Source organism: Serratia sp. BIGb0163 (genome assembly GCF_024809935.1).
Taxonomy (GTDB): domain Bacteria; phylum Pseudomonadota; class Gammaproteobacteria; order Enterobacterales; family Enterobacteriaceae; genus Serratia; species Serratia quinivorans.
The window spans coordinates 18,895-33,550 of the sequence record NZ_JANUDZ010000009.1 but is presented as its reverse complement, the minus strand read 5'-3'; the positions used below and the strand labels follow the sequence as shown (position 1 = coordinate 33,550).

At 54.7% G+C, this 14,656-nt stretch carries 11 protein-coding genes; 10 read left to right on the top strand and 1 reads right to left on the bottom strand.

From position 1 onward, the window contains the following. Positions 1-25: 25 nt before the first annotated feature. The 10 genes from bamA to M2406_RS22990 all read left to right on the top strand — a co-directional run bounded on the left by bamA (position 26) and on the right by M2406_RS22990 (position 14,079). On the top strand, positions 26-2,431 hold the full coding sequence (gene bamA / locus M2406_RS23035) for an outer membrane protein assembly factor BamA (protein WP_259191509.1): 2,406 nt from the start codon (positions 26-28) through the stop codon (positions 2,429-2,431). 159 nt (positions 2,432-2,590) lie between these two features. Then, positions 2,591-3,088, top strand: a complete 498-nt coding sequence (gene skp, locus M2406_RS23030) for a molecular chaperone Skp (protein WP_017893791.1) — start codon at positions 2,591-2,593, stop codon at positions 3,086-3,088. A gap of 4 nt (positions 3,089-3,092) precedes the next feature. After that, positions 3,093-4,115, top strand: a complete 1,023-nt coding sequence (gene lpxD, locus M2406_RS23025; protein WP_012146485.1) for a UDP-3-O-(3-hydroxymyristoyl)glucosamine N-acyltransferase — start codon at positions 3,093-3,095, stop codon at positions 4,113-4,115. A gap of 161 nt (positions 4,116-4,276) precedes the next feature. Further along, on the top strand, positions 4,277-4,732 hold the full coding sequence (gene fabZ / locus M2406_RS23020) for a 3-hydroxyacyl-ACP dehydratase FabZ (protein WP_017893789.1): 456 nt from the start codon (positions 4,277-4,279) through the stop codon (positions 4,730-4,732). Positions 4,733-4,735: 3 nt separating this feature from the next. After that, complete coding sequence (gene lpxA, locus M2406_RS23015; protein ID WP_135317742.1) at positions 4,736-5,524, top strand: acyl-ACP--UDP-N-acetylglucosamine O-acyltransferase; 789 nt, start codon at positions 4,736-4,738, stop codon at positions 5,522-5,524. A 3-nt stretch (positions 5,525-5,527) separates the two neighbouring features. After that, positions 5,528-6,676 (top strand): lipid-A-disaccharide synthase, encoded by a 1,149-nt coding sequence (gene lpxB / locus M2406_RS23010; RefSeq protein ID WP_012146482.1) that lies wholly within the window; start codon positions 5,528-5,530, stop codon positions 6,674-6,676. Continuing rightward, positions 6,673-7,266: a ribonuclease HII gene (gene rnhB / locus M2406_RS23005; protein ID WP_012146481.1), complete on the top strand. Its 594-nt coding sequence runs from the start codon at positions 6,673-6,675 to the stop codon at positions 7,264-7,266. The genes lpxB and rnhB overlap by 4 nt, the downstream gene beginning before the upstream one ends. 69 nt (positions 7,267-7,335) lie before the next feature. Further along, positions 7,336-10,824: a DNA polymerase III subunit alpha gene (gene dnaE, locus M2406_RS23000; RefSeq protein ID WP_012146480.1), complete on the top strand. Its 3,489-nt coding sequence runs from the start codon at positions 7,336-7,338 to the stop codon at positions 10,822-10,824. A 12-nt stretch (positions 10,825-10,836) separates the two neighbouring features. After that, positions 10,837-11,796 (top strand): acetyl-CoA carboxylase carboxyl transferase subunit alpha, encoded by a 960-nt coding sequence (gene accA / locus M2406_RS22995; RefSeq protein ID WP_012146479.1) that lies wholly within the window; start codon positions 10,837-10,839, stop codon positions 11,794-11,796. 138 nt (positions 11,797-11,934) lie between these two features. Then, on the top strand, positions 11,935-14,079 hold the full coding sequence (locus M2406_RS22990; protein ID WP_012146478.1) for a lysine decarboxylase LdcC: 2,145 nt from the start codon (positions 11,935-11,937) through the stop codon (positions 14,077-14,079). Here M2406_RS22990 and M2406_RS22985 read toward each other — a convergent pair. Further along, complete coding sequence (locus M2406_RS22985; RefSeq protein WP_012146477.1) at positions 14,076-14,621, bottom strand: MarR family winged helix-turn-helix transcriptional regulator; 546 nt, start codon at positions 14,619-14,621, stop codon at positions 14,076-14,078. The two genes, M2406_RS22990 and M2406_RS22985, sit on opposite strands and share 4 nt — an antisense overlap. Positions 14,622-14,656 lie beyond the last annotated feature (35 nt).

Genomic DNA, 14,656 nt, shown 5'->3' with positions numbered 1-14,656 from the left:
AGGTTAGGAAGAACGCATAACAACGATGGCGATGAAAAAGTTGCTCATAGCGTCGCTGCTGTTTGGCAGCGCCACCGTATACGGTGCAGACGGGTTCGTAGTGAAGGATATTCATTTCGAAGGCCTGCAGCGAGTCGCCGTCGGTGCGGCGTTACTCAACATGCCGGTTCGCGTAGGCGATACCGTCACTGACGATGATATCAGTAATACCATCCGTGCCTTGTTTGCCACTGGCAACTTCGAGGACGTTCGCGTGCTGCGCGATGGTAATACGCTGATTGTTCAGGTTAAGGAACGCCCTACCATTGCCAGCATCACTTTCTCCGGCAACAAGTCGGTGAAAGATGACATGCTCAAGCAAAACCTGGAAGCCTCTGGCGTTCGGGTTGGCGAAGCGCTCGACCGCACCACGATATCCAGCATTGAAAAAGGGCTGGAAGACTTCTATTACAGCGTCGGTAAATACAGTGCCTCGGTGAAAGCCGTGGTCACGCCATTGCCGCGTAACCGTGTTGACCTGAAACTGGTGTTCACGGAAGGGGTTTCCGCCAAGATTCAACAAATCAACATTGTCGGCAATCATGCCTTCACCAATGATGAACTGATTTCACGCTTCCAACTGCGTGATGAAGTGCCGTGGTGGAACGTGGTTGGCGATCGCAAATACCAGAAGCAAAAGCTGGCGGGTGACCTCGAAACCCTGCGCAGTTTCTATCTGGACCGCGGCTACGCGCGCTTTAATATTGATTCGACTCAGGTCAGCCTGACGCCGGACAAAAAAGGCATCTATATCACCATCAATATCACTGAAGGCGAGCAGTACAAGCTCACCGACGTGGTGGTGAACGGCAATCTGGCCGGCCACTCGGCGGAAGTCGCCCAGTTGACCAAGATTGAGCCAGGTGAGCTGTATAACGGCAGTAAAGTGACCAAAATGGAAGACAACATCAAAACGATGTTGGGCCGTTACGGTTACGCTTACCCACGTGTTTCTACCCAGCCTGAAATCAACGACGCGGATAAAACCGTGAAGCTGCACGTGAATATTGATGCGGGTAACCGTTTCTATGTCCGTCGCATCAAGTTTGAAGGCAACGACACCAGTAAAGATTCCGTACTGCGCCGTGAAATGCGTCAGATGGAAGGTGCGTGGCTGGGCAATGCACAGGTAGAGCAGGGCAAAGAACGTCTGAACCGTTTGGGCTATTTTGAAACGGTAGATGTGGAAACCCAGCGCGTGCCAGGTACTGCAGATCAGGTTGATGTCACCTATAAGGTGAAAGAGCGTAACACCGGTACCTTCAACTTCGGCGTTGGCTACGGCACCGAGAGCGGCGTGAGCTTCCAGGCAGGCGTTCAGCAGGACAACTGGCTGGGGACCGGCTATTCCGTCGGCATCAGCGGTACCAAGAACGATTACCAGACCTACACCGAGCTGTCGGTAACCAACCCGTACTTCACCGTTGACGGTGTGAGTTTGGGTGGCCGTATCTTCTACAACGACTTTAAAGCCGATGACGCGGACCTGTCCGACTATACCAACAAGAGTTACGGTATAGACGGTACCCTGGGCTTCCCGATCAACGAAAACAACTCGTTGCGTACCGGCCTGGGTTACGTGCATAACGGCTTGTCCAACATGCAGCCGCAGATTGCCATGTGGCGTTATCTGGACTCGATGGGTCTGAACCCTAACACCACCGATCGCGCCAGCTATTCTGCCGATGACTTCACGCTGAACCTGGGTTGGACCTACAACAACCTTGACCGTGGCTATTTCCCAACCTCGGGTAACCGCACTACGCTCAATGGTAAAGTCACCATTCCAGGCTCGGATAACGAATACTACAAGTTGACGTTAGACAGCGTGCAGTATGTTCCGATCAATGATGACCGCACCTGGGTGCTGTTGGGTCGTGGCCGTCTGGGTTATGCAGATGGTCTGGGCGGCAAAGAAATGCCGTTCTACGAAAACTTCTATGCCGGTGGTTCCAGCACCGTGCGTGGTTTCGGCTCCAACACCATTGGTCCAAAAGCGGCATACTACAACTCCAATTCGTATGGCTGTAGTAACGGTACCCCGATTTGTAATTCGGACGACGCAGTGGGCGGTAACGCCATGGCTGTCGCCAGTATGGAATTGATCACACCAACGCCATTCATCAGTGAGAAATACGCCAACTCGGTGCGTACTTCACTGTTCATGGATGCGGGTACCGTGTGGGATACCAACTGGCAGAATACTGCGCAGACCAGCATGTACGATATTCCGGACTACAGTAAGGCGAGCAACATCCGCGTTTCTGCCGGTATCGCCTTGCAGTGGATGTCACCTTTGGGTCCGTTGGTGTTCTCTTATGCCAACCCGCTCAAGAAATACGAAGGCGACAAGTCCGAACAGTTCCAGTTTAACATTGGCAAGACCTGGTAACAGGTCCGGCTTCTGGGCATAGCAGTTATTAAGAATCGCAAATGCCAGGCGCCCGTCCGAACACAGAGAGATGATTCTCATTGTTTTGCGGGATAAGTCTGGCAGATTGTGTACTTCAAGTGTCATATGACACAAATGGGTGATGGTAAGGAGTTTATAGTGAAAAAGTGGTTGTGTGCCGCAGGCCTCGGTTTAGCAATGGCTGCTTCAGCTGGCGTTCAGGCAGCAGATAAGATCGCTGTAGTTAACGTCTCCAGCATTTTCCAACAGTTGCCGGCTCGTGAAACCGTAGCTAAACAGCTGGAAAACGAGTTTAAAGGCCGTGCGGGTGAGCTTCAGACTATGGAGCGTAGCCTTCAGACCAAAATGCAACGTTTGCAGCGTGATGGCGCTACCATGAAAGCCAGCGATCGCAGCAAGTTGGAAAAAGACGTGATGGCACAGCGCGAGCAGTTCTCTCAGAAAGCACAGGCTTTTGAGCAGGACAACCGTCGCCGTCAGATGGAAGAGCGTAACAAAATCCTGAGCCGTATTCAGGACGCTGTGAAATCTGTTGCCAGCAAAGAAGGCTACGACGTAGTTATCGATGCTAACGCTGTTGCCTACGCAGGGACTTCAAAAGACATCACTGCTGACGTGCTGAAACAGGTTAAATAACAACATGCCTTCAATTCGACTGGCTGATCTAGCGCAGCAGTTGGATGCACAATTGCACGGTGATGGCGATCTCGTCATCACCGGCATTGCTTCTATGCATTCGGCACAGGCTGGCCAAATCACGTTTTTGTCAAACAGCCGCTATCAAGAGCAGCTGGCTTCCTGCCAGGCAAGCGCAGTAGTGCTTACCGAGGCGGATTTACCACACTGTCGTTCTGCGGCGCTGGTGGTTAAAAATCCTTACCTGACTTACGCGCGCATGGCGCAACTGATGGATACCACGCCGTCCCCGGCTCAGGATATCGCTCCAAGCGCGGTTATCTCACCTGAAGCCACTCTGGGTCAGCATGTTGCCATTGGTGCCAATGCGGTGATCGAGTCGGGCGCAGTGCTTGGCGATAACGTGGTTATCGGCCCTGGCTGCTTCATCGGCAAACGTGCACGCATTGGCGCGGGAACGCGTCTGTGGGCGAACGTAACGATTTATCATGAAGTCGAGATCGGCCAACGCTGCCTGATCCAATCAGGTACTGTGATTGGTGCTGATGGTTTCGGCTATGCCAACGAACGTGGTGAGTGGATCAAAATCCCTCAGTTGGGCACGGTAATTATCGGCGATCGCGTCGAGATTGGCGCTTGCACCACCATTGACCGCGGCGCGCTGGATAACACCCAGATCGGGAATGGTGTTATCATCGACAACCAATGCCAGATTGCACATAACGTGGTGATTGGCGACAATACTGCCGTTGCCGGCGGTGTTATCATGGCGGGCAGCCTGAAAATCGGCCGCTACTGCCAGATCGGCGGAGCCAGCGTGATCAACGGTCACATGGAGATCGCCGACAAGGTTGTTGTCACCGGAATGGGAATGGTTATGCGACCAATCACCGAACCTGGGGTATACTCTTCGGGCATTCCGTTACAACCCAACAAAGTTTGGCGTAAAACCGCTGCGTTGGTGATGAATATCGATGAGATTAGCAAGCGCTTAAAAGCTGTCGAACGAAAAGTCGGAAAAGACTAATCACTACCGCCCGCCTCGCTGGGTACAAAACGAAACGCGTTGGTCATGAGACCAAAAGCGCAAAGAGTTGTTAATTTGCGGCCTGCATGACTTCCTCCTTATTGGGGGCAGCGCAGGCCGTGTTGTTGATGCCATCAGTTTTTAGAGACAGGAAGAGTATTTTGACTACTGACACTCATACTCTGGATATTGCAGAAATTTTAGAGTTGCTTCCTCACCGTTACCCGTTCTTGCTGGTTGATCGCGTCCTCGAGTTTGAGGAGCACAAATTCCTGCGTGCGGTGAAGAACGTATCTGTAAATGAGCCGTTTTTCCAGGGACACTTCCCTGGTAAGCCGATTTTTCCAGGCGTATTGATTCTGGAAGCCATGGCGCAGGCCACCGGTATTCTGGCGTTTAAAAGCGTCGGCAAACTGGAGCCGGGCGAGTTGTATTACTTTGCCGGTATCGACGAAGCTCGCTTCAAACGCCCGGTAGTGCCTGGTGATCAAATGATCATGGAAGTCACCTTTGAGAAAACTCGTCGTGGTTTGACGCGCTTTAAAGGCGTGGCGACCGTCGACGGCAAAATTGTCTGCGAAGCAACCATGATGTGTGCGCGCAGCCGGGAGGCCTAATCCGTGATCGACAAAACCGCCTTTATCCATCCTAGCGCGATTATTGAAGAAGGCGCCGTTATCGGCGCTGGTGCGCACATCGGTCCCTTCTGCTACGTCGGCTCCCAGGTGGAAATCGGCGAAGGCACGGTACTGAAGTCCCACATTGTGGTGAATGGCTTGACCAAAATCGGCCGCGATAATCAGATCTATCAGTTCGCCTCTATTGGCGAAGTGAATCAGGATCTGAAATACGCGGGTGAACCGACGCGTGTCGAGATTGGCGATCGCAACCGCATCCGCGAAAGCGTCACCATTCATCGCGGTACGGCGCAGGGCACCGGTTTGACCAAAGTAGGTAATGACAACCTGCTGATGGTTAACGTGCATGTCGCGCACGACTGCGTGGTGGGTAACTCCTGTATCCTGGCAAACAACGCCACGCTGGCTGGCCATGTGGAAATTGACGATCATGCCATTATCGGTGGTATGACGGCTATTCATCAGTTCTGCATTATCGGGACTCACGTGATGGTTGGCGGTTGTTCCGGCGTTGCCCAGGACGTGCCACCTTTTGTCATTGCGCAGGGTAACCACGCCACGCCATTCGGTGTTAACGCCGTTGGCCTGAAGCGTCGTGGTTTTGATAAAGATGAAATGCAGGCTATCCGTAACGCCTACAAAATTCTTTATCGCAGCGAAAAAACGCTGGATGAAGCGAAAACAGAAATCGAAACCCTGGCGAAAGAACAGCCAGTGGTGCAGCAGTTCCTTGATTTCTTTGGTCGTTCCACCCGCGGTATTATTCGCTGACCTATGCAAAATCGCCCATTGACCATCGGATTGGTCGCCGGAGAAACTTCCGGTGATATTCTTGGCGCCGGTTTAATTCGCGCGCTCAAGGCGCAGATCCCCGACGCGCGTTTTGTTGGCGTCGCCGGCCCGCTGATGCAGGCCGAAGGCTGCGAAACCTGGTACGAAATGGAAGAGCTGGCGGTAATGGGCGTGGTCGAGGTGCTTGAGCGCCTGCCACGCCTGTTAAAGATCCGCAAGGATCTTACCCGCCGGTTCAGCGATCTCGCGCCTGACGTGTTTGTGGGTATCGACGCGCCGGACTTCAATATAACCCTGGAAGGTCGCCTGAAACAGCGTGGCATCCGCACTATTCACTATGTCAGCCCGTCCGTTTGGGCCTGGCGTCAAAAGCGCGTTTTCAAAATAGGCAAAGCCACCGATCTGGTGTTGGCGTTTCTCCCTTTCGAAAAAGCGTTTTACGATCGTTTCAACGTTCCCTGTCGGTTTATCGGCCATACCATGGCCGACGCCATGCCGCTGCAACCGGACAAACTGGCTGCGCGCGCTAAACTGGGCATTGCCGCTGATGCGCGTTGTCTGGCCTTGTTACCGGGCAGCCGCGGTGCGGAAGTCGAGATGCTGAGCGCTGACTTCCTGAAGACGGCCCAGTTGCTGCGTACCCGCTATCCGGAGCTGGAACTGGTGGTGCCGTTGGTTAACGCCAAGCGACGCGAGCAGTTCGAACGCATCAAGGCGGAAGTGGCACCTGAGTTAAGGGTCCATTTGCTCAATGGCCAGGGCCGTGAGGCGATGATCGCCAGCGACGCAGCTTTACTGGCCTCAGGGACGGCGGCGCTGGAGTGCATGCTGGCCAAATGCCCGATGGTGGTGGGTTACCGCATGAAGCCCTTTACCTTCTGGATAGCGCAGAGGTTGGTGAAGACTCCCTATGTCTCACTGCCCAACCTGTTGGCCGGTCGTGAGATCGTCACCGAACTGTTGCAGCACGACTGCGTGCCGGACAAGCTGGCGGCATCGGTCATGCCGTTGCTGGAAGACAGTCCGCAAACCGACGAACTGAAACAGACTTTCCTTACCCTGCACCAAAGCATCCGTTGTGGTGCCGATGAACAGGCCGCTCAGGCTGTGTTGGAGCTGGCAAAAGCATGATTGAACCCTTCATTTATCCTGTCGCCACGCTGATTGCTGGCGTGGACGAAGTCGGCCGTGGCCCTTTGGTCGGGGCGGTAGTGACCGCCGCAGTGATCCTCGATCCTGCGCGGCCAATCGTTGGGCTGGCGGACTCGAAAAAACTCAGTGAAAAGCGCCGCCTGGCGCTGTATGACGAAATCGTCGAAAAGGCACTTTCCTGGAGTCTGGGGCGAGCCGAGCCGGACGAGATCGATCAACTGAACATTCTGCATGCCACCATGCTGGCGATGCAGCGAGCGGTTGCCGGATTGCATATCGCGCCGGACATGGTATTGATCGACGGTAACCGTTGTCCTAAATTACCGATGCGTTCGCAGGCGGTGGTGAAGGGCGATAGCCGCGTGGCAGAAATCAGCGCCGCGTCCATTCTGGCGAAGGTAACGCGTGATCGCGAAATGACCGAGTTGGATCGGGAATTCCCGGACTACGGCTTTGCGCAGCATAAAGGCTACCCAACCGCTTTCCATCTGGAGCGGCTGGCCGCGCTGGGTGCGACCGAGCATCATCGCCGCAGCTTTGCCCCGGTTAGAAGGGTGCTGGCGCTGTAATCTGCCGGCCCTAGCGATAGAGTTAACCCGGGTTCAGTTCGCTGAACCCCTAGATTCAGGTATCTGGATATGGCCGAACCTCGTTTTATTCACCTGCGCGTTCATAGCGACTACTCCATGATTGATGGATTAGCCAAGATCGGACCGTTGGTGAAAAGAGCCGCCGCGTTAGCCATGCCCGCTTTGGCAATTACCGACTTTACCAACCTGTGTGGCCTGGTGAAGTTTTATGGCAGCGCGCACGGCGCCGGGATTAAACCGATCATCGGCGCGGATTTTCATGTGCAAAGTGAAGTGCTGGGCGACGAGTTGGCGCAGCTCACCGTACTGGCCGCCAATAATGAAGGTTACCAAAACCTGACGCTGCTGATTTCCCGCGCCTATCAGCGTGGTTACGGCGCCGCCGGGCCGATCATCGATCGCGACTGGCTGATTGAGCACCGTGAAGGGCTTATCCTGCTCTCTGGCGCCCGTCAGGGCGACGTCGGCAAGTTTCTGCTGCGCGGCAACCAGCCGCAGGTGGAGCAGTGCCTGGAGTTCTACCAGCAGTACTTCCCCGACAGTTACTATCTTGAACTGATCCGTACCGGTCGGCCGGACGAAGAAAACTACCTGCATGCGGCGGTAGCCCTGGCGACCGAACGTGGGCTGCCGGTAGTGGCCACCAACGATGTGCGTTTTCTGGTCGCAGATGACTTTGACGCCCATGAGATCCGCGTTGCCATCCACGACGGTTTCACGCTCGATGATCCCAAGCGCCCGCGTAACTACACCTCGCAGCAATACATGCGTGACGAAGACGAGATGTGTGAGCTGTTTGCCGACATCCCGGAGGCGTTGCTCAACAGCGTAGAGATCGCCAAGCGTTGTAACGTGACTATTCGCCTTGGCGAATACTTCCTGCCGCAGTTCCCAACCGGTGATATGACTACCGAGGACTTCCTGGTCCTTAAGTCGAAGGAAGGGCTGGAAGATCGACTGGAGTTCCTGTTCCCGGATCCGGAGGTGCGTGCCCAGCGCCGCCCTGAATACGACGAACGTCTGGATATTGAGCTGAAAGTAATCAACCAGATGGGGTTCCCGGGCTACTTCCTGATCGTGATGGAGTTTATCCAGTGGTCGAAGGACAACGACGTGCCGGTCGGGCCAGGCCGTGGTTCTGGTGCCGGTTCACTGGTGGCTTACGCGCTGAAAATCACCGATCTTGATCCGCTGGAATTTGACCTGCTGTTCGAACGTTTCCTTAATCCGGAACGTGTTTCGATGCCCGACTTCGACGTCGACTTCTGCATGGAAAAACGCGATCTGGTGATTGATCACGTGGCGGAGATGTACGGCCGTGAGGCGGTATCCCAGATCATTACCTTCGGTACCATGGCGGCGAAAGCGGTTATTCGCGACGTGGGCCGCGTGCTGGGTCACCCGTATGGCTTCGTCGATCGTATCTCCAAGCTGGTGCCACCCGATCCAGGTATGACGCTGGAGAAAGCCTTTGCCGCCGAGCCGCAGTTACCGGAAATCTACGAGGCTGATGAGGAAGTCAAAGCGCTGATCGACATGGCGCGCAAGCTGGAAGGGGTGACGCGTAACGCCGGTAAGCACGCCGGTGGTGTGGTGATCGCACCGACCAAAATCACTGACTTCGCCCCCTTGTACTGCGACGCAGAAGGTCAGCATCCGGTAACCCAGTTTGACAAGAACGATGTGGAATACGCCGGGCTGGTGAAGTTCGACTTCCTCGGTCTGCGTACCCTGACCATCATCGACTGGGCGTTGGCGATGATCAACGCCCGCCGCGCGAAGACCGGGCTGGAACCGATCGATATCGCCGCTATCCCGCTCGAAGACAAGAAAAGCTTCGACATGCTGCAGCGTTCGGAGACCACTGCGGTCTTCCAGCTTGAATCGCGCGGCATGAAAGACTTGATCAAACGCCTGAAGCCCGACTGCTTCGAAGATATGATCGCCCTGGTGGCGCTGTTCCGCCCTGGGCCGTTGCAGTCCGGCATGGTAGATAACTTTATCGACCGTAAGCACGGTCGTGAAGAGATCTCTTACCCGGATATCCAGTGGCAGCATGAGTCGCTCAAGCCGGTGCTGGAGCCTACCTACGGCATCATCCTGTACCAGGAACAGGTAATGCAGATTGCCCAGGTGCTGGCCGGCTATTCGCTGGGCGGCGCGGACATGTTGCGTCGTGCGATGGGTAAAAAGAACCCGGTCGAGATGGCCAAGCAGCGTGGCGGTTTCGAAGATGGGGCTAAATCACGCGGTATCGACGGTGAACTGTCGGTAAAAATCTTTGACCTGGTGGAGAAATTCGCCGGTTACGGCTTCAACAAATCGCACTCCGCTGCCTATGCGCTGGTGTCATACCAGACATTGTGGCTGAAGGCGCACTATCCAGCCGAGTTTATGGCGGCGGTAATGACCGCCGATATGGACAACACCGATAAGGTAGTGGGCCTGGTGGATGAATGCTGGCGTATGGGCCTGAAAATCCTGCCGCCGGACATCAACAGCGGTCAGTACCATTTCCACGTTAACGATGAAGGCGAGATCGTTTACGGCATCGGCGCTATCAAGGGCGTCGGGGAAGGGCCGATTGAAGCCATTCTTGAAGCGCGCAACAGTGGTGAGCAGGGCTACTTCAAAGACTTGTTCGATCTGTGTGCTCGCTCAGATATCAAAAAACTGAACCGCCGCATTCTGGAAAAGCTGATCATGTCCGGGGCATTCGACCGCCTTGGGCCGCACCGCGCCGCGCTGATGAACTCATTGCCCGATGCGTTGAAAGCGGCCGATCAGCATGCCAAAGCCGAAGCGATCGGCCAGGTGGACATGTTTGGCGTACTGGCCGAAGCGCCGGAGCAGGTGGAGCAATCCTACGCCAACGTGCCCCTCTGGCAGGAGCAGGTGGTGCTGGACGGTGAACGGGAAACGCTGGGGTTGTACCTTACTGGCCACCCGATCACCCAGTACCTGAAGGAAATCGAACGCTATGCCGGTGGCCAGCGTTTGAAAGATATGCACCCGACGGATCGGGGCAAGATGACGACCGCCGTTGGGCTGGTGATCGCCTCACGGGTTATGGTCACCAAGCGGGGTAATCGCATCGGAATTTGTACGCTGGATGACCGTTCAGGCCGTCTGGAAGTGATGTTATTCACCGATGCGTTAGAAAAATACCAGCATTTATTGGAAAAAGACCGTATCCTGATCGCCAGTGGACAGGTCAGCTTTGATGACTTTAGCGGTGGGCTTAAAATGACCGCCCGCGAGCTAATGGACATCAGTGAAGCCCGTGAAAAATACGCTCGCGGACTTGCTATCTCGCTGACGGACAGGCAAATTGATGACCAGCTTTTGAACCGTCTCCGTCAGTCTTTGGAACCCCATCGCTCGGGGACGATTCCAGTGCATCTTTACTATCAACGGGAAGATGCGCGGGCCAAGCTGCGTTTTGGCGCAACCTGGCGCGTGACGCCCACCGACCGCTTATTGATAGATTTGCGGACTTTGGTAGGTAATGAGCAGGTGGAACTGGAATTTGACTAAAATAGGAATGCTATGAGTCTGAATTTTCTTGATTTTGAACAGCCGATTGCAGAGCTGGAAGCGAAAATTGACTCGCTGACTGCAGTCAGCCGTCAAGACGAAAAATTAGATATTAATCTGGACGAAGAGGTTCAGCGCCTTCGTGAAAAGAGCGTTGAGCTGACGCGCAAGATTTTTTCCGATCTTGGGGCTTGGCAAGTTGCTCAATTGGCACGCCACCCACGCCGTCCTTATACCCTGGATTATATCAAACACATCTTCACCGACTTCGAAGAACTGGCTGGCGATCGCGCCTATGCCGATGATAAAGCGATTGTCGGTGGTATTGCGCGTCTGGATGGTCGCCCGGTGATGATCATCGGTCACCAGAAAGGCCGCGAAACCAAAGAGAAAATCCGCCGTAACTTCGGCATGCCGGCACCGGAAGGCTATCGCAAAGCGTTGCGCCTGATGGAAATGGCTTCTCGCTTCAAGCTGCCGTTGATCACTTTCATCGACACCCCAGGGGCATACCCGGGCGTGGGCGCGGAAGAACGCGGCCAGTCAGAAGCGATTGCCCATAACCTGCGTGAAATGTCTCGCCTGAACATCCCGGTTGTCTGCACCGTGATCGGCGAAGGCGGTTCTGGCGGTGCATTGGCCATCGGCGTTGGCGACAAAGTGAATATGCTGCAGTACAGCACCTATTCGGTGATTTCACCGGAAGGCTGTGCCTCCATTTTGTGGAAGAGTGCTGATAAGGCACCTCTGGCTGCAGAAGCGATGGGCATTACTGCACCGCGTCTGAAAGAGCTTAAGCTGATCGATTCGGTGATCCCGGAGCCTTTGGGTTCTGCTCACCGTGACGTTCCTGCGATGGCTGCGACGCTGAAAGCACAGTTGCTGGCTGACCTGAAAGACCTCGATGGCCTGAACAACGAAGAGTTGCGCAACCGTCGTTACCAGCGCCTGATGAACTACGGCTACTGCTGAGTTTTGTTATGCGTTACAAGAAACCGCCTTCATTTGGGCGGTTTTTTTTTGGCTGACGAAAAGGGGGGCTTTGGGGTACACAGCACGGTTTTTTCATGTTGTTATAGAGGATTGGTGGTTAACTGACAGGAGCAGCCGTTGAATATCATCGCGATCATGAGCCCAGCGGGCGTTTATTACAAAGACGAGCCGATCCGCGAACTTCACACCGCACTGGCTGCAATGGATTTCCAACTGGTCTATCCGAAAAACAGCGGCGATCTGTTAAAACTGGTCGAAGCCAACGCGCGCATTTGTGGGGTGATTTTTGACTGGGACGACTACAGTCTGGAGCTGTGCAGCGATATCAATGAGTTGAATGAATATCTGCCGTTGTATGCCTTCATCAACACGCATTCCACCTTCGACGTCAGCCTGCATGAAATGCGCATGGCGCTGTATTTCTTTGAGTACGCTCTAAATGCGGCGGATGATATTGCACAGCGTATTCAGCAGTACACCGCCGAATACATAGATACCATTACGCCTCCTTTGACCAAGGCGCTGTTCAACTATGTGCGCGAAGGGAAATACACTTTCTGTACTCCAGGCCATATGGCCGGCACTGCCTTTCAGAAAAGCCCGGTCGGCTGTCTGTTTTACGACTTTTTTGGTGCCAACACGCTAAAAGCAGATGTCTCGATCTCTGTGACAGAACTGGGATCGTTGCTGGATCACACCGGCCCACATCTGGAAGCCGAAGAGTATATTGCCCGTACCTTTAACGCCGAGCAGAGTTATCTGGTGACCAACGGCACCTCCACCGCCAACAAGATAGTCGGAATGTATTCGGCGCCGACCGGTAGCACGGTATTGATTGACCGCAACTGCCATAAATCCTTATGCCATTTGCTGATGATGAGCGATATCGTGCCTATCTACCTGCGTCCGCTGCGTAATGCCTATGGCATTCTCGGCGGTATTCCGCAGCATGAATTTACTCGCGAGAGCATTGCCGGCCGGGTCGCGGCAACGGCTAACGCCAGTTGGCCGGTACATGCGGTGATCACCAACTCCACTTATGACGGTTTGTTGTACAACACCGACTACATCAAACAGACGCTGGACGTACCCTCAATTCACTTTGATTCGGCCTGGGTGCCCTATACCAACTTCCATCCCATTTACGACGGCAAGAGCGGTATGAGCGGCGAGCGCACGCCCGGCAAGGTTATCTACGAAACCCAGTCTACGCACAAACTGCTGGCGGCGTTTTCGCAGGCCTCAATGATTCACATTAAGGGTGACTACGACGAAAGCACCTTTAACGAAGCCTATATGATGCACACCACCACCTCGCCGAATTACGGCATCGTAGCATCGATGGAGACTGCCGCAGCCATGCTGCGCGGCAATCCGGGGCGGCGATTGATAAATCGTTCGGTGGAGCGCGCACTGCATTTCCGCCGTGAGGTACAGCGGTTGCGAGAGGAGAGCGATAGCTGGTTCTTCGACATCTGGCAGCCGGAGGAGATCGACGAGGCGCAGTGTTGGCCGCTGAACCCGGATGATAATTGGCACGGTTTCGGCAACACCGACAGCAACCACATGTACCTCGATCCGATCAAGGTCACTATCCTGACGCCGGGCATGAATGAACTGGGCATGCTGGAAGAGAGCGGGATACCGGCGGCGCTGGTGGCGAAGTATCTGGACGAACGCGGTATCGTAGTGGAAAAAACCGGGCCTTATAACCTGTTATTCCTGTTCAGCATCGGCATCGATAAAACCAAGGCGATGAGTCTGCTGCGCGGTTTGACCGATTTTAAACGCGCTTACGATCTCAACCTGCGGGTGAAGAACATGCTGCCGGATCTGTTTGCGGAAGATCCGGATTTCTACCGCAATATGCGCATTCAGGATCTGGCGGCCGGGATCCACAGTTTAATCTGTCGGCACGATCTGCCGGGGCTGATGCAGCGGGCGTTTGACGTGCTGCCTGAAATGAAACTGACGCCGCACCAGATGTTCCAGCAACAGGTGCGCGGCAACGTAGAAACCTGCGAGCTGGATCAGTTGGTCGGCAAGGTGGCGGCCAACATGATCCTGCCTTATCCGCCAGGGGTACCGCTGGTGATGCCGGGTGAGATGATCACCGAAGAGAGCCGTGCAGTGCTGGATTTCCTGCTGATGCTGTGCTCGATCGGCGAGCGTTACCCGGGCTTTGAAACCGATATCCACGGCGCGAAACTGACCGAGGACGGGCGTTATCTGGTGAAGGTACTGAAAATGCCGCTGGCTTAAGCAAATTCTCGGCAAATCAGGTTCACGCTGCTTGCCGGCAACGGTTCCTGCGTCAGGCCGCAAAATGGTTGGCCATCCTGCCGTTGGTGATAGCGGCAGCGATGGCATTCGCCGAATAACGCCACGTTATCATCCTGCTTTTGCAACTGGCGCAACAACTGCGTCAGCAGTTCCACTAGCTGCCTGCCGTCTCGCTGCATGGCATCCTGCGCATCCTGTAAATAGGCCGGTGGGAACAGGGCATCCATCAATACGCGTGATTTGTCAGTCAGCTTTAGCCTGACGCTGCGGCGGTCCTTCTCGTCCGCAGTGCGGGCAATCATTCCGTTACTTTCCAGCTTTTTCAGCGATTGCGATACCGTGCCCTTGGTCAGGCCAAGATATTCCGCCACCGCCATTGGCGTGTTGGAGTAATGGTTGCAGCGCGCCAGATAGTACAACGCACTCAATTGCACCGGGGGCAGGCTTTCCAGCTCTTCATGGCTACGCAGCCAGCTGCGTTGCAGGCTATTCAGTCGTTCCAGTAAATCAAAAAGTCTCAATATGGGATCCTCGCTAACGTGGGAAAATAGTATCG